The following is an 18,798-nucleotide window of genomic DNA, read 5'->3' as shown; positions in this document are numbered from 1 at the left end:
ACGAGGCAGCACCATCTTCGAACCTCTCTCCCGTTGATGACCTGTGGCATCAGCGAAGAAAGCAGACAAAATGTCTCACCTGCTCGACTCCGTCGACGGCGCGTCGCTGCGCACCGACATCCCGGCCTTCCGCCCGGGTGACACCGTCAACGTCCACGTCCGCGTCATCGAGGGCAACCGCTCCCGTGTGCAGCAGTTCAAGGGCGTAGTCATCCGCCGCCAGGGCGCCGGTGTCCGCGAGACCTTCTCGGTCCGTAAGGTCTCGTTCTCCGTCGGCGTCGAGCGCACCTTCCCGGTGCACACCCCGATCGTCGAGAAGATCGAGCTCGTCACCCGCGGTGACGTCCGTCGCGCCAAGCTGTACTACCTCCGTGAGCTGCGCGGCAAGGCCGCGAAGATCAAGGAGAAGCGCGACAACTGAGCCCGCGCCGCCGCGGTGATCCGTCGGCGACCGAGCCGGTAAGAAGGTGTCTCAGGGAGGCCGGATAGCATCTGGCCCCGATGGACACCGAAGCACAGCCTGTGGAGCGCGACCGCTCCTCCCGCCCTTCCGCTTCCGAGGAGATCTCGGACACAGCGGGGCCGGAGGACCGGTCGCGTTCTGCGTTCGTCGACAGGCTCGCCGACTGGCTCCCGGGGGGCCGGATCACCCTGACCGCGCTGATCTGTCTGGTATTTCTGCTGCTGGTCAGCCGCTTCGTGATGCAGCCGTTCGAAATTCCCAGCGGCTCCATGGAGTCCGGATTGAGGATCGGGGACCGCGTTCTCGTAAACAAGTTGGCGTACCGTTTCGGTTCCGAGCCGCAGCGGGGCGATGTCGTCGTGTTCGACGGCACCGGTTATTTCGGGAACGCGGACTACGTCAAACGCGTCGTCGGGGTAGGGGGAGACCACGTGGTCTGCTGCGACAAGGAGGGGAGACTCGAGGTGAACGGCCAGTCGGTCGACGAGTCGACATTTCTCTATCGGGGCGACAGTCCGTCCGAGGTGCCCTTCGACCTCGTCGTGCCCGAGCGGTCCCTGTTCCTCCTCGGTGATCACCGCAGCCGCTCCCGCGACTCCCGTGATCATCTGGGCTCGCCCGGCGGTGGCATGGTCCCCGTCGGCGATGTCATCGGCAGGGCCGACTGGATCGCCTGGCCCGCGGGCCACTGGACCCGTCTGACGCGTCCCGACGCCTACGCCGGTGTGCCTGCCGCCGGGGGTGCTCATGGGTAACCGTGGACGGGCGCGCGGGGTCTCCGCCAGCGCCGCCGAGAACCTGCTGCCCACCGGGGCCCGGCGCGCCTCCGGAGGTGCCGCCCGGCCCAGCCGGGTCGAGCGCCGCAAGCTCGCGCGCAAGATCAAGCGGCGCAGGCGGCGCTCGGCGGTCAAGGAGATACCCCTCCTCGTCGGCGTCGCCGTGCTGATAGCCCTGGTCCTCAAGACGTTCCTGGTGCAGGCCTTCGTGATCCCGTCGGGCTCGATGGAGAACACGATCCAGATCGGCGACCGCGTCCTGGTGGACAAGTTCACCCCCTGGTTCGGCTCCCAGCCCAAGCGCGGTGACGTCGTCGTCTTCAAGGACCCCGGTGGCTGGCTCACCGCCGAGGACGCCCAGAAGAAGAACGACCCCGTGGTCGTCAAGCAGTTCAAGGAGGGGCTGACCTTCATCGGTCTGCTGCCGTCCGACAACGAGAAGGACCTCATCAAGCGGGTCGTCGGGCTCGGCGGGGACACCGTCAAGTGCTGCGACGCGCAAGGGCGGGTGACCGTGAACGGCACCCCCCTGACCGAGCCGTACATCTACGCCGGAGACAAACCGTCGGAGTTCGCCTTCGAGGTGAAGGTGCCCGCGGGCCGACTGTTCGTGCTGGGCGACCACCGGGGCAACTCCGCGGACTCCCGTTACCACCGCACCGACAAGTTCAGCGGTACCGTCTCCGAGAAGTCGATCGTGGGCCGGGCGATGGTCATCGGGTGGCCCATCGGCCACTGGACCCGGCTGCAGGAGCCGAACACGTTCTCGACGGTGGCCGACGCGCCTGGAGGGTCGGCCTCCGCTCTATCTCTGTCGCATAGGGTGGCCTCTGCGGATCCAGATGGATTGATCCCGCTCCCGAGCCCTGCGGAACTCCCGCTCGTTATGGGAGTGGTGGGCCTGCGCCGAATACGGCGCGGGCGGCGGCACGGAGTGAGGAGTGGATGTGGGGGATGTGGCGGTCGGCGCGCGTTCTGGGCACGAAGGTCCCGAAGGGCAGCCGGAGCGGCCCGAGGATGCGGCTGCCCCTGCCGTAGAGGACGGTTCGGACTCCGGGAGCGGCTCCGAGGACGGGGACGACTCGACCGGGCGCGCCGAGCGGGACCCGAAGTCCACCAAGCAGCGCTCCTTCTGGAAGGAGCTGCCGATCCTGATCGGCATCGCTCTGGTACTCGCGCTGATCATCAAGACCTTCCTGGTGCAGGCGTTCTCGATCCCTTCGGACTCGATGCAGAACACCCTCCAGCAGGGTGACCGCGTTCTGGTCGACAAGCTGACTCCGTGGTTCGGCTCCGAGCCGCAGCGCGGGGAGGTCGTCGTCTTCCACGACCCGGACAACTGGTTGGCGGGCGAGCCCACGGCCAACCCGAACGCCCTGCAGACGGTCCTCAGCTGGATCGGCCTGATGCCGTCCGCCGAGGAGAAGGACCTCATCAAGCGGGTCATCGGTGTCGGCGGCGACACGATCGAGTGCAAGAACACCGGCCCGCTGATGGTCAACGGCAAGGCCCTGAACGAGTCGTCGTACGTGTACGCCGGGAACACCCCGTGCAGCCAGGACGAGGACGGCGGCCAGTTCAAGGTCAAGGTTCCCAAGGGCATGATCTGGGTGATGGGTGACCACCGCCAGAACTCGCGGGACTCGCGCTACAACCAGGCGGACAAGCACCACGGCATGGTGCCCGTGAACGATGTCGTCGGCCGTGCCATCGTCAAGGCCTGGCCCATCAACCGGTGGGGCACCCTTCCGGTCCCGGACACGTTCGACCAGCCCGGTCTGAGCGACCAGGCGGCCGCGGCGGTCACCTCGCCGGGTACCGTGGCCCTTCTGGGCGCGGCACCGCTCGTGCTGGTGCGACGCAAGCGCAAGGCGTCCGAGGACGACTGAGACACCTCTCGGCCTTCGGGGCCGGCCCCTCCGGATTCTCCGGGGCGGCCGGCCCCGTTCGTTTCCGGCCGAAGCCGGACAGCGGACCGGGGGCGCGGACGGCGGGCGACGGCACGAGCCCCACGGATCCGGTTCGTGCCGGTGATCGTGATCCGGACGGGGGCTGACCCCGGACCGTACCCCCGGGTAAGGTGCGGGCCCATGGGTGGCGAGAGCGCAACACGTACGGCCCCGCGCAGCGGCGGCGCAGGCAAGGCCCCAGTGGGCAGCAGGACCGGACAGCGGTTGTCCGGGCTGGCTGTCGCGCTGGGCCTGGCACTGTTCCTCGGCGGATTCGCCTGGGCGGCGGTGGTCTATCTGCCGTACACCGTCCCCACGAGCTCGATGGCGCCGACGATCAAAATGGGCGACCGGGTGCTGGCGCAGCGCGTCGACGGAAACGACGTCCGCCGAGGTGACGTCGTCGTCTTCAAGGACAAGACCTGGGTCACCGGCTCGTCCGTGGTCAAGCGCGTGGTCGCCGTCGGCGGGGACACCGTCTCCTGCTGCACCAAGGGCAAGCTGACCGTCAACGGCAAGCAGATCGACGAACCGTATCTGGCCCCGGGAAGCCTCGCCGAGATCACCGACTTCCCGACCGTGAAGGTCCCGAAGGGACGGCTGTTCCTGCTCGGCGACGAGCGGCAGGGCTCACTCGACTCCACCGCACATCTGACGGACGCGGCCAGCGGCACCGTGGCGCGCAGCGCCGTGACGGCCCGGGTCGACGCCATCGCCTGGCCGATGAACGGGATGCTCGAACGGCCCACCGGTTTCAAGGCGCTCGGCGGTCTGTCCCAGCCGGGACCGCTCCCCACGATGGTCGTCCTGGTGATCGCCGGCGCTGTGCTCGTGCTGGGCGGCGGGGCGTACGGGCCCGTCGCCAAGCTGGCGGGCCGTTCCCGCGCGCGCACGGAGTCCGCCGGTGCCCGCTGAGGCGGCGGACCGGGAAGAGGGCCCGTCCCCAGGCGGGTTGCGCAAGGTCGCCAGGGTCGTCCTGCTCGACCCGCAGGACCGCGTACTGCTGCTGCACGGCCACGAGCCGGACGATCCCTCCGACGACTGGTGGTTCACGCCGGGCGGCGGCCTGGAGGGCGACGAGACCCGGGAGCAGGCGGCCCTGCGGGAACTCGTGGAGGAGACCGGTATCACAGAGGTCGAACTGGGCCCGGTGCTGTGGCGGCGGATCTGCTCGTTCCCGTTCGCGGGGCGGCGCTGGGACCAGGACGAGTGGTACTTCCTGGCCCGTACGACCCAGACCGCCACGGCGGCCACGGGGCTGACGGACCTGGAGCGGCGCAGCGTCGCCGGATCGCGCTGGTGGACGTGCCAGGAACTGACCGAGGCACATGAGACGGTGTATCCGACCAAGCTCGCCGGGCTGCTGCGCAGGGTGCTCGACGAGGGTCCCCCGGCCACGCCCGAGGTCCTCGACACGCAAATCGTCTAGGGGCTCTCGGGGCTGGCGCACAATAGGGGGACGCACGGCTGAAGGGGAACATGCCATGAGCGCCGAGGACCTCGAGAAGTACGAGACCGAGATGGAGCTGAAGCTCTATCGGGAGTACCGCGATGTCGTCGGTCTGTTCAAATATGTGATCGAGACCGAACGGCGCTTCTACCTCACCAACGACTACGAGATGCAGGTGCACTCGGTCCAGGGTGAGGTGTTTTTCGAGGTGTCCATGGCGGATGCCTGGGTGTGGGACATGTACCGGCCCGCCCGCTTCGTGAAACAGGTACGCGTCCTTACATTCAAGGACGTGAATATCGAGGAACTGAACAAGAGTGATCTGGAGCTGCCGGGCGGCTGAACTCCGGGCGGCTGAGCTCCTGGGCGGCCGGACCGTGGGCTGAAAGATTGAGGGCGGCTCAGGGCTCAGGCATGAGGGCTGGGGGAGGGGCAGAAGACCCGGGCCGCCCGCTTCCCCGGCCGGCCGATGACGGTGGTGATCGCGGTGATGGCTCGTGCGGGTGACGGAGATTTCCACAGTCACCCGCTCGTCCACCAAGATCCAATAGCTGGGTGACACGGCCTCAGTGTTGGTGCCGGAGGTGGTGCCGACATGAAGACATCCGAGGCACGCAACGCACTGGGCGCGTACGGCGAGGAGCTGGCCGCACGCCGGCTGACCGGGACCGGCATGACCGTCCTGGCACGCAACTGGCGCTGCGGCAGGACCGGCGAGATCGACATCGTGGCCCGGGACGGCGACGCGCTGGTCGTCTGCGAGGTCAAGACCCGCAGGGCGGGCGCGTTCCAGCATCCGATGGCGGCCGTCACACCGGCGAAGGCCCTGCGACTGCGCGGCCTGGCCGAACGCTGGCTCCAGGAACACGGCGGAGCCCCACCCGGCGGCGTCCGCATCGACCTGATCGGCGTCCTGATCCCCGAACGCGGCGCCCCCGTGGTCGAGCACGCGCGGGGGGTGGCCTGATGGGATTCGCGCGTACGTGTTCGGTCGCCCTGGTGGGTGTGGAGGGCGTCGTCGTCGAGGTCCAGGCGGACCTGGAGCCGGGCATCGCGGCCTTCACGCTGGTGGGGCTCCCCGACAAGAGCCTGACGGAGAGCCGGGACCGGGTCAGGGCCGCGGTGGTCAATTCCGGTGCGTCCTGGCCGCAGAAGAAGCTGACGGTGGGGCTGAGTCCGGCCTCCGTGCCCAAGGGCGGTTCGGGCTTCGATCTCGCCGTGGCCTGCGCGGTGCTCGGCGCCGCCGAGCGGATCGATCCCCGCGTGCTCGCCGACATCGTGATGATCGGGGAGCTGGGGCTCGACGGCAGGGTGCGGCCGGTCCGGGGCATCCTGCCGGCCGTCCTCGCCGCCGCGGACGCCGGATACGAGCAGGTGGTGGTGCCGGAGTGCGCGGCGGCCGAGGCCGCACTGGTACCGGGGGTCTCGGTGCTCGGGGTGCGCAGCCTGCGCCAGCTGATCGCGGTACTGGCGGACGAACCGGTGCCCGAGGAGGATCCGGACGAGCAGGGCCGGCCGGACCCGCTGCTGGCCGGCCTGCGCGTGCCCGGTACGGGCGAGGCCACCGGGCTGTGCGGCATCGCCGTGCCGGAACACGACCGGGACCACGACCTGGGCGACGTCGTGGGCCAGCAGTCGGCACGCACCGCGATGGAGGTGGCGGCGGCCGGCGGCCACCACGTCTTCCTCCAGGGACCGCCCGGCGCGGGCAAGACGATGCTGGCCGAGCGGATGCCGTCGATCATGCCGCGTCTCTCCCGGCAGGAATCCCTGGAGGTGACGGCGATCCACTCCGTCGCCGGCCTGCTGCCGCCGGGCAAACCGATGGTGGACGTCGCGCCGTACTGCGCACCCCACCATTCCGCGACCATGCAATCGCTCGTCGGCGGCGGCAAGGGCCTCGCACGGCCCGGCGCGGTGTCCCTGTCGCATCGGGGCGTTCTCTTCCTCGACGAAGCGCCCGAGTTCAGCGGCTTCGTGCTGGACGCCCTGCGGCAGCCGCTGGAGGCGGGGCACGTGGTGATCGCGCGCAGCGCCGGTGTCGTACGGTTCCCCGCCAAGTTTCTGATGGTGCTGGCCGCCAATCCGTGCCCCTGCGGACGCTTCAGCACGACGAACGACTTCTGCGAGTGCCCGCCCTCCGTCATCCGCCGCTATCAGGCGAGGCTCTCGGGGCCGCTGCTCGACCGGGTCGATCTGCGGGTGGAGGTCGAGCCGGTCACCCGGGCCGAACTCACCGCGCGCGGCGCTCGGGGCGAGTCGACGAAGACGGTCGCGGACCGGGTGCTCGCCGCCCGTGAGCGGGCCGCCGAGCGCCTGACGGGAACCCCCTGGCACACCAACAGCGAGGTGCCGGGACGCGAGCTGCGCGGTCGCTGGCAGGCCCGGGCGGGAGCGATGGACGAGGCCGAGCGGGGCCTGGAGCGCGGGCTGCTGACGGCCCGCGGGCTGGACCGGGTGCTGCGTGTCGCATGGACGGTCGCGGACCTCTCGGGACACGACAGGCCGGACGCCGGGGACGTCGCCCTGGCTCTCCAGCTGCGCACCGGAATCCCGCGCGGGGTACCGATGGCGATCGGTTCGCCGGCATGACGGACGACGAGCGCAGGGCCCGCGTCACGCTCTCCCGGGTCGTCGAACCGGGCGACGAGGTCTGCGGGCGCTGGATTCGAGAAGTCGGGGCCAGGGAGGCGGTTCTGTGGCTGTACGGGGACCTGGGGCAGCCGCGGGGAATGACCGACAAGCGGTGGTCGGGCCTGAGGGCCAGGGCCGGGCGGGCCGACCCGGAGCGGGACCTCGCCCTCGCGCGGGACGCCGGGGTCCGGTTCGTCTGTCCCGGTGAATCCGAATGGCCCGCACAGCTCGACGACCTGGGGGATGCCCGGCCCGTCGGACTGTGGGTGCGGGGGCGGGTCGGCCTGCGGTTGTGGGCGCTGCGGTCCGTCGCCGTCGTCGGTGCCCGGGCCTGCACCGAGTACGGCGCGCACATGGCCGCCACCCTCGGCGCCGGGCTCGCGGAGCGGGGCTGGGTGGTGGTGTCCGGCGGCGCCTACGGCATCGACGGTGCCGCGCACCGTGGCGCCCTCGGGGCGAGCGGCGCCACCGTCGCCGTGCTCGCCTGCGGTGTCGACCGGCCCTATCCGCGCGGACACACCCAGTTGATCACCAGAATCGCGGAACAGGGTCTCGTGGTGGGGGAGTTGCCGCCCGGAGAGCACCCGACGCCGAGCAGATTCATCCTCAGGAACCGGGTCATCGCGGCGCTCACCAGGGGCACCGTGGTCGTCGAGGCGGCGTACCGCAGCGGAGCGCTCGTCACGGCCCGTGCGGCACAGCGGCTGGGCCGGTTCACGATGGGCGTTCCGGGACCCGCCACCAGCGGACTGTCCGCCGGGGTGCACGAACTGCTGCGCGGGGAAGCCGTCCTGGTCTCCGACGCCGCGGAAGTAGCCGAACTGGTCGGTGACATGGGCGAGCTGGCCCCGGACCGGCGCGGGCCCGTACTGCCGCGCGACCTGCTGCAACCGGGTGTGGGACGCGTTCTGGACGCTGTGCCGGCGCGGGATCCGGCGGAGGCCGAGGAGATCGCCCGGAGAGCGGCGACCAGCACGGACGACGCGGTCGGGAGACTGTACGAACTCCGAGCACTTGGATTCGTCGAACGACACGGCGACGGCTGGAAGTTGACACGCCAGGCGATGGCCTCCGTCCGAGGTGATCGGGAGGGATGCTGACCGAGCGTGTTCGGCCGTCCGGGGGAACGCCGACACGCCTGGGATTCCTTGCAGTTGGCGCCCCTCGACGGTCACACAGGGCAACCGTCGTGACTCCGGGAGACGCCCCGGCGAAAGTTTTCGCGTGCGGGTGACAGCCCGCTCTTCGCGCACTGCGACAGCTCAGTCACGCTACGCTCACAAGAATCCGAAGCAGGCACGCGATCTCGGCATGAGGCCGACAGGACACCCAGGCACTCCCAGTTCACGGCAGAACGGCACAAGGCGACGAATGCCCCAGCACACCTCCGGGTCCGACCGGACGGCGATTCCGCCAGCCGCCCGCGACGGCGGCAGCGTGCGCCCGCCCGCGCCCTCGACGCTCGACGAGCTGTGGCGGTCGTACAAGTCGACCGGTGACGAGCGGCTGCGGGAGCAGCTGATCCTGCACTACTCACCGCTGGTGAAGTACGTCGCGGGCCGGGTCAGCGTCGGTCTGCCGGCCAATGTGGAGCAGGCGGACTTCGTCTCGTCGGGGGTGTTCGGGCTGATCGACGCGATCGAGAAGTTCGACATCGAACGGGAGATCAAGTTCGAGACGTACGCGATCACCCGCATCCGCGGCGCGATGATCGACGAACTGCGGGCGCTGGACTGGATCCCGCGGTCGGTGCGGCAGAAGGCGCGCAACGTGGAGCGCGCCTACGCGACGCTGGAGGCGCGGCTGCGGCGCACCCCCTCGGAGGGTGAGGTGGCCGCCGAGATGGGCATCGGTGTGGAGGAACTCCACGCGGTGTTCAGCCAGTTGTCGCTGGCCAATGTGGTCGCTCTGGAGGAGCTGCTGCACGTCGGCGGCGAGGGCGGCGACCGGCTGAGCCTGATGGACACGCTGGAGGACACCGCCGCCGACAATCCGGTCGAGGTGGCCGAGGACCGGGAGCTGCGCAGGCTTCTGGCACGGGCGATCAACACGTTGCCCGACCGGGAGAAGACCGTGGTCACGCTCTACTACTACGAAGGGCTCACGCTCGCGGAGATCGGCAATGTGCTCGGGGTGACCGAGAGCCGGGTGAGCCAGATCCACACCAAGTCGGTGCTTCAGCTGCGTGCCAAGCTGGCCAGTTTCGGACGCTGAGCCGGGCGGTGCCGTGGCGCCGCGCCGTGCCGCCGCGCCGTCCTGGCGCCGGGAGCACTGCTGCGGACGCCACTGCGGTCGGCTCGGTGGAGTGGTTCCCGTCGGCGGCGGTGCGTCCGTACAGTGGTTGACGTGCCAAGGATTCGAGCGGCCTCCGTGGCCGAGCACCGGTCGATGCAGCGAGCCGCCCTGCTGGACGCTGCGCGGTCCCTGTTGTCCGAGGGCGGTACGGAGGCGCTGACCTTCCCGGCCCTCGCCGAGCGCACGGGGCTCGCGCGTTCCTCCGTGTACGAGTACTTCCGGTCCAGGGCCGCCGTCGTCGAGGAACTGTGCGAGGTCGACTTTCCCGTCTGGGCGGCCGAGGTCTCGGCCGCGATGGCGGCGGCGGACGGCCCCGAGGGGACGGTGGAGGCGTACGTCCGCCGTCAGCTGGCCCTGGTCGGGGACCGGCGGCACCGGGCCGTGGTCGCCATCTCCGCCAGCGAACTCGACGCGGGTGCCCGGGAAAAGATCCGGGCGGCGCACGGCGGGCTGGTCACGATGATCGGTGAGGCTCTCGCCGAGATGGGGCACGCCGAGCCGCGGCTGGCCGCGATGCTCCTGCAGGGCGTGGTCGACGCCGCGGTGCGGCGCATCGAACTGGGCGCCGCCGAGGACCCCTCCGCGATCACCGAGGCGGCCGTGTCGATGGCCCTGAGAGGCGTCCGAGGCTGAGCCCCGGTGGCCGTTGGCAGGGGCCGTCGGCTCCCGGCTCGTGGCGCGGGCCGCTCGGCTGCCGGCCTGTGGCGCGGCCTCTCGGTTTCTGGTCCGCGGCAACGACTTCCTCGGCTCTTGGTCCCCGGTGTGGGCGGCTCCGCCGTCGGCCGGGGACGCGTGCCTCCCGGTTCATGGTCCGCGGCCCGTCCCCTTCGCCATTTGCCCTGTGCCCGCAGGTTCCTCGCCTTTTCCCCCGTGCCTGCGAGTCCCTCGCCTTTCGGTCCGTGCCCGCGGGTTCCTCGCCTTTCGCCCGTGCCCGCGGGATCCTCGGCTTCTGGTCCGCGGCCGTGCCTCGTCGGCTTGTGGCTGGTCAGGGTCGGGTGTCCGTGCCGTTGAGCGGTAGCAGGCGGGACGGGCCCGTGTTCAGGAGCCATGGGGGCAGCAGGGACAGCGGGTTCAGGTAGGTCGTGCCCCTGAGCAGCCCCCAGTGCAGACACGCCGTAGGCCCGCAGTGCGCGTCCGCCGCTTCCAGGGTGCCCAGAACCTCGCCCGCGAGGACCTCTTCGCCCTTGTGCACCGATGCCCGCACCGGACCGTATGTCGTCCGCAGCGGGGGCGCCCCCGTGCCCGACAGCTCCACCGAGACGACCCCGCGGCCCGCGACCCGGCCCGCGAAGGACACCCGGCCGGGTGCGACGGCCCGCACCGGGGCGCCGGGGGCGGCCGCGAGGTCGACACCTCGATGACCCCGTGAGTAGACCGTCGCCGGCGGTTCCCAGCCTCGTACGACGAACGGCCGGACACCCACGGGCCAGACACGGGCGAGCGCCGGTACGGAGGGGTCGGCCGTCGGCGGGGCGACCGGGGCCGGTGACCCGGGGGCCGGTGGCGCGGGGCCGGTCCCGTGGGCCAGCGCCACCGGGACCGGTGCGCCCAGGACGGTCACTGTCAGGCCCAGGAGGAGTGCCGGCCAGGGACGCGTACTTCGGTTCACTCGCATGCGGGAACCGTCCCGCATCGAGCGGATCATGGCCGGGATCTGTGGAGTACCGGCCGGTTGTGGACAGCGGCGTCACCTGCCCCCTCTCGGGTCCCGTACACTTCTGATGGCGATTCGGGTCACCGAGTCGACTTCGCACGCCCCGGCACCTGGTCATCACAGATCGGTGTCAGCGCCTCTCGGTCCTTTGTGGCAAGGCGCACCGCGGGCGTCAGGCGCGTGAGCCGTCCGGCACACGCGGTACAACCGAGAAAACCGAGGAGAACGGCCATGGCCGTCGTCACGATGCGGGAGCTGCTGGAAAGCGGCGTCCACTTCGGTCACCAGACCCGTCGTTGGAACCCGAAGATGAAGCGCTTCATCTTCACGGAGCGCAACGGCATCTACATCATCGACCTGCTCCAGTCGCTGTCGTACATCGACCGCGCCTACGAGTTCGTCAAGGAGACCGTCGCCCACGGCGGCACGGTCATGTTCGTCGGCACGAAGAAGCAGGCGCAGGAGGCCATCGCCGAGCAGGCCACCCGCGTCGGCATGCCCTACGTCAACCAGCGCTGGCTGGGCGGCATGCTCACCAACTTCTCCACCGTCTACAAGCGTCTGCAGCGCCTCAAGGAGCTCGAGCAGATCGACTTCGAGGACGTCGCGGCCTCGGGTCTCACCAAGAAGGAGCTTCTCGTGCTCTCGCGCGAGAAGGCCAAGCTGGAGAAGACCCTCGGTGGTATCCGCGAGATGCAGAAGGTGCCCAGCGCCGTCTGGATCGTGGACACCAAGAAGGAGCACATCGCGGTCGGCGAGGCCCGGAAGCTCAACATCCCGGTCGTCGCCATCCTCGACACCAACTGTGACCCCGACGAGGTCGACTACAAGATCCCGGGCAACGACGACGCGATCCGCTCCGTCACCCTGCTCACCCGCGTGATCGCCGACGCCGTCGCCGAGGGCCTCATCTCCCGCTCGGGCGCCGGTAAGGCCGCGGGTGACAAGGCTGCGGGCGAGCCGCTCGCCGCGTGGGAGCGCGACCTGCTCGAGGGCGAGAAGAAGGCCGACGACGCCGAGGTCCAGACCTCCGCCGAGACGGAGAAGGTCGCCGACGCCGAGCAGGCCGAGGTTCCGGCCGCCGAGGCCGAGGCTGAGGCCGAGGTCGAGGTTGCCGAGGCGCCCGCCGCCGAGGCCCCCGCCGCGGACGCCGAGCAGGCCTGACCCCTCACCCCTTCGGGTTTGTGAACGGCGGGGGCCCACAAAGCCCCCGCCGTTCGTCCCGTAGATCTTCAGACTTCGAGAGAGATTCCAGGAATCATGGCGAACTACACCGCCGCCGACGTCAAGAAGCTCCGTGAGCTCACCGGCGCCGGCATGATGGACTGCAAGAAGGCGCTGGACGGGGCCGACGGCAACGTCGACAAGGCCGTCGAGGCGCTGCGGATCAAGGGCCAGAAGGGCGTCGCCAAGCGCGAGGGCCGCTCCGCCGAGAACGGCGCCGTGGTCTCCATCATCGCTGACGACAACACCTCCGGTGTCCTGGTCGAGCTGAAGTGCGAGACGGACTTCGTCGCCAAGGGCGAGAAGTTCCAGGCCGTCGCCAACGAGATCGCCCAGCACGTCGTCAAGACGTCGCCGGCCGACATCGAGGCGCTCCTCGGCTCCGAGATCGAGCCCGGCAAGACGGTTCAGGCGTTCGTCGACGAGGCCAACGCCAACCTGGGCGAGAAGATCGTCCTGGACCGCTTCGCCCAGTTCTCCGGCGCCTTCGTGGCCGCGTACATGCACCGCACCATGCCCGACCTGCCCCCGCAGATCGGTGTTCTGGTCGAGCTGGACAAGGCCGACGCCGACCTCGCCAAGGGCATCGCGCAGCACATCGCCGCCTTCGCGCCGAAGTACCTCTCCCGTGAGGACGTTCCGGCCGAGGTCGTCGAGACCGAGCGTCGCGTCGCCGAGGAGACCACCCGCGCCGAGGGCAAGCCCGAGGCCGCCCTCCCGAAGATCGTCGAGGGTCGCGTCAACGGCTTCTTCAAGGAGGCCACCCTCCTCGGTCAGCCGTACGCGCTCGACAACAAGAAGTCCGTCCAGAAGGTTCTGGACGAGGCCGGTGTCACCCTGAAGCGCTTCTCGCGCATCAAGGTCGGCATCTGAGTCCGTACCGCGATCGACGCTCGACCCCTATAGGGTCGACAGCAGTCGTCCGCGTGCGCCGGCACCCACGCGTGTGTGCCGGACGACAGCAGATCTGACGAGGAGGCCATTGCCGAGTATGGGTTGCGAACAACACCCCACCGGCAATGGCCTTCTTCGTATGTGCACCATGAGGAGATCTCCATGACCACCACCCAGGCCGACAAGGGCGAGAAGAGCGACGACGGCAAAGGCGCGGGCCGCTTTCTGCTGAAGCTTTCCGGCGAGGCGTTCGCCGGCGGCGGCGGACTGGGCGTCGACCCCGACGTGGTGCACAAGATCGCCCGCGAGATCGCGGCCGTCGTGCGCGACGGTGCCCAGATCGCCGTCGTCATCGGCGGCGGCAACTTCTTCCGCGGGGCCGAACTCCAGCAGCGCGGCATGGACCGGGCGCGCTCCGACTACATGGGCATGCTCGGCACGGTCATGAACTGCCTCGCCCTCCAGGACTTCCTGGAGAAGGAAGGCATCGACAGCCGTGTCCAGACCGCCATCACCATGGGCCAGGTCGCGGAGCCGTACATCCCGCTGCGTGGCGTACGGCACCTGGAGAAGGGCCGTGTGGTCATCTTCGGCGCCGGTATGGGTATGCCGTACTTCTCCACCGACACCACTGCCGCCCAGCGGGCCCTGGAGATCGACGCCGAGGCGCTCCTCATGGGCAAGAACGGCGTGGACGGTGTCTACGACTCCGATCCGAAGACCAACCCCGAGGCGGTCAAGTTCGACTCGCTCAGCTACGGCGAGGTCATCACCCGGGACCTCAAGGTCGCCGACATGACCGCCATCACGCTGTGCCGGGACAACAAGCTGCCGATCCTGGTCTTCGAGCTCCTGGCGGAGGGCAATATCGCGCGGGCCGTCAAGGGTGAGAAGATCGGCACACTCGTGGGCGACCAGAGCGGCCGAGCCTGACGGGGAACGCTTGGACGGGGTACGACTCCCGGTCCAGGACGGACCCCGACCGGGGGATGGACAATGTCCTGCCGGTCCGGAACCGTGCAGGAATAAGACGCGACGCAGCCGGCCGCCGAACCCCGACGAGGAAACAGCTGCCGGGCCACTCAAGACACGCAGGAGCAAGTGGTGATCGAAGAGACCCTCCTCGAGGCCGAGGAGAAGATGGAGAAGGCCGTCGTGGTCGCCAAGGAGGACTTCGCCGCGATCCGCACCGGCCGTGCGCACCCGGCGATGTTCAACAAGATCGTGGCCGACTACTACGGCGCGCTGACGCCGATCAACCAGCTGGCCTCGTTCTCCGTTCCGGAGCCGCGCATGGCCGTGGTGACCCCGTTCGACAAGAGCGCGCTGCGCAACATCGAGCAGGCGATTCGCGACTCCGACCTGGGCGTCAACCCCAGCAACGACGGCAACATCATCCGGGTGACGTTCCCCGAGCTGACGGAAGAGCGTCGCAAGGACTACATCAAGGTCGCGCGGACCAAGGGCGAGGACGCCAAGGTCTCGATCCGCGCCGTGCGCCGCAAGGCCAAGGACGCTCTCGACAAGCTCGTCAAGGACAAGGAGTCCGGCGAGGACGAGGTCCGCCGCGCGGAGAAGGAGCTCGACGACACCACGGCGAAGTACGTCGCCCAGGTGGACGAGCTCCTGAAGCACAAGGAAGCGGAGCTGCTCGAGGTCTGATGAACGACTCTTCCTGGGGGGCGCCGCCACAAGCCGGGTACTGGGGGCCGTCCGAGCAGGGGCCTGTCCAGGGGGCAGCCCCGGCGGGTCCCACGTACGATGCGCATGACGCGCAGCACACTCGGCCCATGCCCACCGCGCCCGACGTACCCGGACATGGCGGAGACCAGGATGACGACAGGGGGGCCGCTCGGCCGAGCGGCCCCTCGGTCCGCAACGACACACCGCCGACGGCGCCCTACGGGGATCCGTCGCACAACCCGCAGATCCCGCAGGAGCCCATGCCCAGCGCCGCCCCCGAGCCCGCCCCCGCACCTCAGAAGAAGAGTGCGGGACGCGACTTGGGCGCGGCCATAGGAGTGGGCGTCGGGCTGGGTGCGGTGATCGTCGCGTCGTTGTTCGTCGTCAAGGCCGTCTTCGTGGGAGTGATAGCGGTCGCCGTGGTGGTGGGGCTCTGGGAGCTCACCTCACGGCTGGAGGAGCGCAAGGGCATCAAGGCGCCTCTCGTGCCGCTCGCGCTCGGCGGGGCCGCCATGGTCGTCGCCGGATACGTGCGCGGGGCCGAGGGCGCCTGGGTGGCCATGGCACTCACCGCGCTGGCCGTCCTGGTCTGGCGGATGACGGAACCGCCCGAGGGTTACCTCAAGGACGTCACGGCGGGGGTCTTCGCGGCCTTCTACGTGCCGTTCCTGGCGACCTTCGTGGCCATGATGCTCACGGCCGACGACGGTCCGCGCCGCGTTCTGACCTTCCTGCTCCTGACGGTCGTCAGCGACACGGGCGCGTACGCCGTCGGCTGGCGCTTCGGCAAGCACAAGCTGGCGCCGCGGATCAGCCCCGGAAAGACCCGTGAAGGTCTGCTCGGAGCGGTCAGCTTCGCGATGGTGGCGGGTGCGCTGTGCATGCAGTTCCTGATCGACGACGGCACCTGGTGGCAGGGTCTGATCCTCGGCCTCGCGGTCGCGGCCAGCGCCACGCTCGGTGACCTCGGCGAGTCCATGATCAAGCGGGACCTCGGCATCAAGGACATGGGCACCTTGCTGCCGGGCCACGGCGGCATCATGGACCGGCTGGACTCCCTGCTCCCGACGGCTCCGGTCGTCTGGCTGCTGCTCGTGCTCTTTGTCGGATCCGGCTGATCGTTTTTCCGCACACATCTACGACGCACGCACACGACACCACCCCTTCCGGTCACCCGATCACCTCACCGTGATCCCCGTGACCGGGAGGGGTGGTGTCGTATGCGTGGGGCCGGCCGTCCTGCCATTCCACCCAGCGCGGATCGTCCAGGAACTCCCACGCGTCCGGGAGCCCCGCGCGGCGCAGGAACTCCACCACGTCGGCGTCGCTGTGGGCGATGCCGCCGCTCCGGCCGCGGATCGTCACGCGGCGGCCGCCGGTCCCGGCGGGGCGGCCGACGACGATGGGCGCGGCGGGAATGTCCTCGGGCTGTGTCTCGTCGTGGTTCGGCTGTGCGTTTTCGTGGTTCACAGGACACCCAGATCCGTGTCGGGGCGGCAGTACGGGCATGCCGTGACGCCGTCTTCGGTGATCGCCCGGAGAGCCTGCTCACGTGCGAGTGGCTTCGTGTTCTTCCCGGCCATCCCGCAGTCGCCCGTGTGGACGGCGTCGGGGGTGGCCTTGGTGCCGCGTGTTCGTCGCATCGCGAGTTTCCATCCGCGGGGTGGCGGGGGTGACGTGCGGGCCGCGCGGGTGGCGGCGGTCTCTTGTCGCTCCAGCTCGCTGATGGTGTCGTCGGTGCGGCGCAGTTGCCAGAGCAGCCAGGCGCGGACGCTGCGCAGATGCTCCAGACGGGACACGTTTTCGTACACGCATTCGATTCTAGGCCTTGGCGTGATGCCGTGGGCAGCACCCTGCCCGTGTTCCCTCGTGTCCCGACCCGAACCTCGCGGCGGGTGATCCCCGCCGCACCGAGGGCGGGAGACGCAGGTCACATTCAGTCGTGTCACATCGTGCCGAGCTGTTCCGTCGATCAGGTGTAGCCACGAACAACGACACAGGAGCGCACCATGGAAGCTCGGTTGAACCTCTTCGCCAGCCCCGTCGCGGCCAAGTTCACGAAGCACATCGTCGCCGCGGGCAGGGCGCTCGCGGACTCGACTCTGCCGGTCGCGACGCAGGAACTGGTGAAGCTTCGCGCCAGTCAGATCAACGGCTGCGGTTTCTGCACCGACATGCACACCAAGGACGCCACCGCCGCGGGCGAGACCTCGGTGCGCCTCAACCTGGTCGCGGCCTGGCGCGAGGCGACGGTGTTCACCGATGCCGAGCGCGCCGCCCTGGAGCTCACGGAGCAGGGCACGCGGATCGCCGACGCGGCCGGCGGTGTCACGGACGAGTGCTGGGCGAACGCCGCCAAGTACTACGACGAGGAGCAGCTCGCCGCCCTGGTGTGCTGCATCTCCGTCATCAACGCCTTCAACCGAGGCAACGTCATCGTCCAGCAGCCCGCCGGCGCCTACCGGCCCGGCCAGTTCGCGTAACGGGGGTGCCTTGACCGGGCCTGCCGGGCCCGGTCAAGGTCCGCCGGGTCCGGCCAGGGCCCGCTGCGGGGCCGCCGGGCCGGGTCCGGCCAAGGTTCTGGCGTGCCGGTCCGCCGGCTCGGTTGTGGCCTGCAGGTGGGCCTGCCGGTGGGCCGCCACGCCGACGAGCGGTAGACACTCACGCCATGACTGTGCGCCCGGCTCGCCGGGTGGCGACTATGAGCGCGATGACGCGACGGTCGTCGCTGCCCGAGTCAAGGTCTGGCCCTCTTCTTCCCGTCGCCTCCGGTCCGGAGTCAGGTGTCGCTGCGGGGCAAGTCCCAGATGACCCGATGCTTGCGGGGTCCGCGCAGCAGACCGGGGGTTTGTGCGGTGAGGGCGGCCAGGGCGTTGATGGTCCAGTATGCGAGCGGGTACAGGGGCAGCAGAACACAGGCGTACGGGAGTCTGGGGTCGAGGCGGAGGTCGACGAGGACCGCGATGACGATTTGGATCATGGCGATGACCGCGACGCCGACACCCCAGGCCGGCATGGAGTCGAACTGGGTGTCGCCGGGGCTGACGACCCAGCGGATGAAGCCCCAGCCCATGGCGATCAGCATGCACCCGACCCAGACGTAGGAGAGCAGGGCTTCGAGGGCGATGGGCCATATCACCGCGTGTTCGAGGCGGGCCACGGTACGCGCGTGGGTGCGCAGGACTTCGCCCTGACCGCGGGCCCAGCGGGTGCGCTGGGCCCAGATGCCGGAGAGGGTCTCGGGGACCTGCATGCCGACGAGGGCGTTGTGGGTGAAGCCGGTGAGGTGACCGGCTTGGAGGAGGCGCCAGGTGAGTTCGATGTCCTCGGTGGCCATCGTCGGGTCGTAGCCGCCGACAGCCAGGACGGCGTCACGGCGGAAGAGACCGAGGACGCCGGCGACGGTCCCGACCCGGTCGGCGAGGGCGTGGGTGCGGCGGATGAGCCCGATCAGGGAGGCCGTCTCCAGCATCTGCATGGTCGCGATCACACGGCCGCGGTTGGTCACTCGCGGACACCCGGCGACGGCCGCGTAGCGGGGCGAGCGCAGCTGCACCGGACCAGGTGGGTCACGGCGTCGGCGTGCAGGTGCGTGTCGGCGTCGGTGACCAGGACCAGGTCGTTGCGGGCCCGCCGCATGCCGTCGTTGAGCCGGTCGGCCTTGCCACGGTTACCCCGCGTCCCACCACCAGTTGCGATCGTCGCCCGGGGGCCCATCTCGAACCGCACCGCACCTTCACCTGGCTCTACAGCGAACGGCTCCTGGTCGCTCCCCA

Annotated in this window: 22 protein-coding genes and 1 pseudogene; 18 read left to right on the top strand and 5 right to left on the bottom strand. The window is 69.8% G+C overall.

Going from position 1 to position 18,798, the window contains the following annotated elements; genetic code table 11:
• The first annotated feature begins 70 nt into the window (after positions 1-70).
• The 12 genes and pseudogenes from rplS (at position 71) to ACZ4N5_RS26140 (ending at position 10,200) form a co-directional block, all read left to right on the top strand.
• Positions 71-421, top strand: coding sequence for a 50S ribosomal protein L19 (rplS, locus tag ACZ4N5_RS26195; protein ID WP_467759494.1), 351 nt, complete (start codon positions 71-73; stop codon positions 419-421).
• 80 nt (positions 422-501) lie between these two features.
• Positions 502-1,218, top strand: coding sequence for a signal peptidase I (gene lepB, locus ACZ4N5_RS26190; RefSeq protein ID WP_467759493.1), 717 nt, complete (start codon positions 502-504; stop codon positions 1,216-1,218).
• Positions 1,211-2,299 (top strand): annotated as a pseudogene (lepB, locus tag ACZ4N5_RS26185) (signal peptidase I); the annotation flags it as partial. The gene lepB (ACZ4N5_RS26190) and the pseudogene lepB (ACZ4N5_RS26185), both read left to right, overlap by 8 nt.
• Positions 2,187-3,128: a signal peptidase I gene (lepB, locus tag ACZ4N5_RS26180; protein ID WP_467759492.1), complete on the top strand. Its 942-nt coding sequence runs from the start codon at positions 2,187-2,189 to the stop codon at positions 3,126-3,128. The pseudogene lepB (ACZ4N5_RS26185) and the gene lepB (ACZ4N5_RS26180), both read left to right, overlap by 113 nt.
• A 201-nt stretch (positions 3,129-3,329) precedes the next feature.
• Positions 3,330-4,103: a signal peptidase I gene (lepB, locus tag ACZ4N5_RS26175; RefSeq protein WP_467759491.1), complete on the top strand. Its 774-nt coding sequence runs from the start codon at positions 3,330-3,332 to the stop codon at positions 4,101-4,103.
• A complete protein-coding gene (locus tag ACZ4N5_RS26170) occupies positions 4,093-4,617 on the top strand; it encodes an NUDIX hydrolase (protein WP_467759490.1) in 525 nt (174 codons plus the stop codon). The genes lepB (ACZ4N5_RS26175) and ACZ4N5_RS26170 overlap by 11 nt, the downstream gene beginning before the upstream one ends.
• A 55-nt stretch (positions 4,618-4,672) precedes the next feature.
• Complete coding sequence (locus ACZ4N5_RS26165; RefSeq protein WP_003965949.1) at positions 4,673-4,981, top strand: DUF2469 domain-containing protein; 309 nt, start codon at positions 4,673-4,675, stop codon at positions 4,979-4,981.
• Between the two features lie 252 nt (positions 4,982-5,233).
• Positions 5,234-5,605, top strand: a complete 372-nt coding sequence (locus ACZ4N5_RS26160; RefSeq protein ID WP_467759489.1) for a YraN family protein — start codon at positions 5,234-5,236, stop codon at positions 5,603-5,605.
• On the top strand, positions 5,605-7,230 hold the full coding sequence (locus tag ACZ4N5_RS26155) for a YifB family Mg chelatase-like AAA ATPase (RefSeq protein WP_467759488.1): 1,626 nt from the start codon (positions 5,605-5,607) through the stop codon (positions 7,228-7,230). The genes ACZ4N5_RS26160 and ACZ4N5_RS26155 overlap by 1 nt, the downstream gene beginning before the upstream one ends.
• Positions 7,227-8,372 (top strand): DNA-processing protein DprA, encoded by a 1,146-nt coding sequence (dprA, locus tag ACZ4N5_RS26150; protein WP_467759487.1) that lies wholly within the window; start codon positions 7,227-7,229, stop codon positions 8,370-8,372. The genes ACZ4N5_RS26155 and dprA overlap by 4 nt, the downstream gene beginning before the upstream one ends.
• A 271-nt stretch (positions 8,373-8,643) precedes the next feature.
• A complete protein-coding gene (whiG, locus tag ACZ4N5_RS26145; RefSeq protein WP_261708294.1) occupies positions 8,644-9,486 on the top strand; it encodes an RNA polymerase sigma factor WhiG in 843 nt (280 codons plus the stop codon).
• A 156-nt stretch (positions 9,487-9,642) separates the two neighbouring features.
• A complete protein-coding gene (locus ACZ4N5_RS26140; protein ID WP_467759586.1) occupies positions 9,643-10,200 on the top strand; it encodes a TetR/AcrR family transcriptional regulator in 558 nt (185 codons plus the stop codon).
• A 352-nt stretch (positions 10,201-10,552) separates the two neighbouring features.
• Here the strand turns inward: ACZ4N5_RS26140 and ACZ4N5_RS26135 are convergent, their stop codons facing one another.
• The gene (locus ACZ4N5_RS26135; protein ID WP_467759486.1) at positions 10,553-11,182 is read right to left on the bottom strand and encodes a murein hydrolase activator EnvC family protein; all 630 of its coding nucleotides are present in this window, start codon (positions 11,180-11,182) and stop codon (positions 10,553-10,555) included.
• 270 nt (positions 11,183-11,452) lie between these two features.
• On the opposite strand from ACZ4N5_RS26135, the gene rpsB reads away from it, so the two are divergent.
• From rpsB to ACZ4N5_RS26110, 5 genes are all read left to right on the top strand, one after another.
• Positions 11,453-12,385, top strand: a complete 933-nt coding sequence (rpsB, locus tag ACZ4N5_RS26130; protein ID WP_467759485.1) for a 30S ribosomal protein S2 — start codon at positions 11,453-11,455, stop codon at positions 12,383-12,385.
• Positions 12,386-12,481: 96 nt separating this feature from the next.
• Entirely contained in the window at positions 12,482-13,318 is an 837-nt protein-coding gene (gene tsf / locus ACZ4N5_RS26125; RefSeq protein WP_467759484.1) for a translation elongation factor Ts, read from the top strand.
• Between the two features lie 183 nt (positions 13,319-13,501).
• Positions 13,502-14,272, top strand: a complete 771-nt coding sequence (pyrH, locus tag ACZ4N5_RS26120) for a UMP kinase (RefSeq protein ID WP_355842288.1) — start codon at positions 13,502-13,504, stop codon at positions 14,270-14,272.
• 171 nt (positions 14,273-14,443) lie between these two features.
• Complete coding sequence (gene frr / locus ACZ4N5_RS26115; protein ID WP_037625129.1) at positions 14,444-15,001, top strand: ribosome recycling factor; 558 nt, start codon at positions 14,444-14,446, stop codon at positions 14,999-15,001.
• Positions 15,001-16,140 carry a phosphatidate cytidylyltransferase gene (locus ACZ4N5_RS26110; RefSeq protein WP_467759483.1) on the top strand — a complete coding sequence of 380 codons (1,140 nt, stop codon included), beginning with the start codon at positions 15,001-15,003 and terminating at the stop codon, positions 16,138-16,140. The genes frr and ACZ4N5_RS26110 overlap by 1 nt, the downstream gene beginning before the upstream one ends.
• A 52-nt stretch (positions 16,141-16,192) precedes the next feature.
• Here the strand turns inward: ACZ4N5_RS26110 and ACZ4N5_RS26105 are convergent, their stop codons facing one another.
• Both ACZ4N5_RS26105 and ACZ4N5_RS26100 read right to left on the bottom strand, forming a co-directional pair.
• Positions 16,193-16,441 carry a hypothetical protein gene (locus tag ACZ4N5_RS26105; protein ID WP_467759585.1) on the bottom strand — a complete coding sequence of 83 codons (249 nt, stop codon included), beginning with the start codon at positions 16,439-16,441 and terminating at the stop codon, positions 16,193-16,195.
• A 47-nt stretch (positions 16,442-16,488) separates the two neighbouring features.
• Entirely contained in the window at positions 16,489-16,833 is a 345-nt protein-coding gene (locus tag ACZ4N5_RS26100) for a DUF6233 domain-containing protein (protein WP_467759482.1), read from the bottom strand.
• 198 nt (positions 16,834-17,031) lie between these two features.
• Here ACZ4N5_RS26100 and ACZ4N5_RS26095 point away from each other — a divergent pair, with 198 nt between their 5' ends.
• Positions 17,032-17,505 (top strand): carboxymuconolactone decarboxylase family protein, encoded by a 474-nt coding sequence (locus ACZ4N5_RS26095; protein ID WP_467759481.1) that lies wholly within the window; start codon positions 17,032-17,034, stop codon positions 17,503-17,505.
• 296 nt (positions 17,506-17,801) lie between these two features.
• Here the strand turns inward: ACZ4N5_RS26095 and ACZ4N5_RS26090 are convergent, their stop codons facing one another.
• Positions 17,802-18,530 (bottom strand): glycosyltransferase family 2 protein, encoded by a 729-nt coding sequence (locus ACZ4N5_RS26090; RefSeq protein WP_467759480.1) that lies wholly within the window; start codon positions 18,528-18,530, stop codon positions 17,802-17,804.
• Positions 18,527-18,751 carry a glycosyltransferase gene (locus ACZ4N5_RS26085; RefSeq protein ID WP_467759479.1) on the bottom strand — a complete coding sequence of 75 codons (225 nt, stop codon included), beginning with the start codon at positions 18,749-18,751 and terminating at the stop codon, positions 18,527-18,529. The genes ACZ4N5_RS26090 and ACZ4N5_RS26085 overlap by 4 nt, the downstream gene beginning before the upstream one ends.
• Positions 18,752-18,798 lie beyond the last annotated feature (47 nt).

The sequence above is a fragment of the Streptomyces sp. NPDC026500 genome, assembly GCF_055567635.1.
The sequence above is the reverse complement of the archived record's forward strand: the minus strand, read 5'-3'. Positions and strand labels throughout refer to the sequence as shown.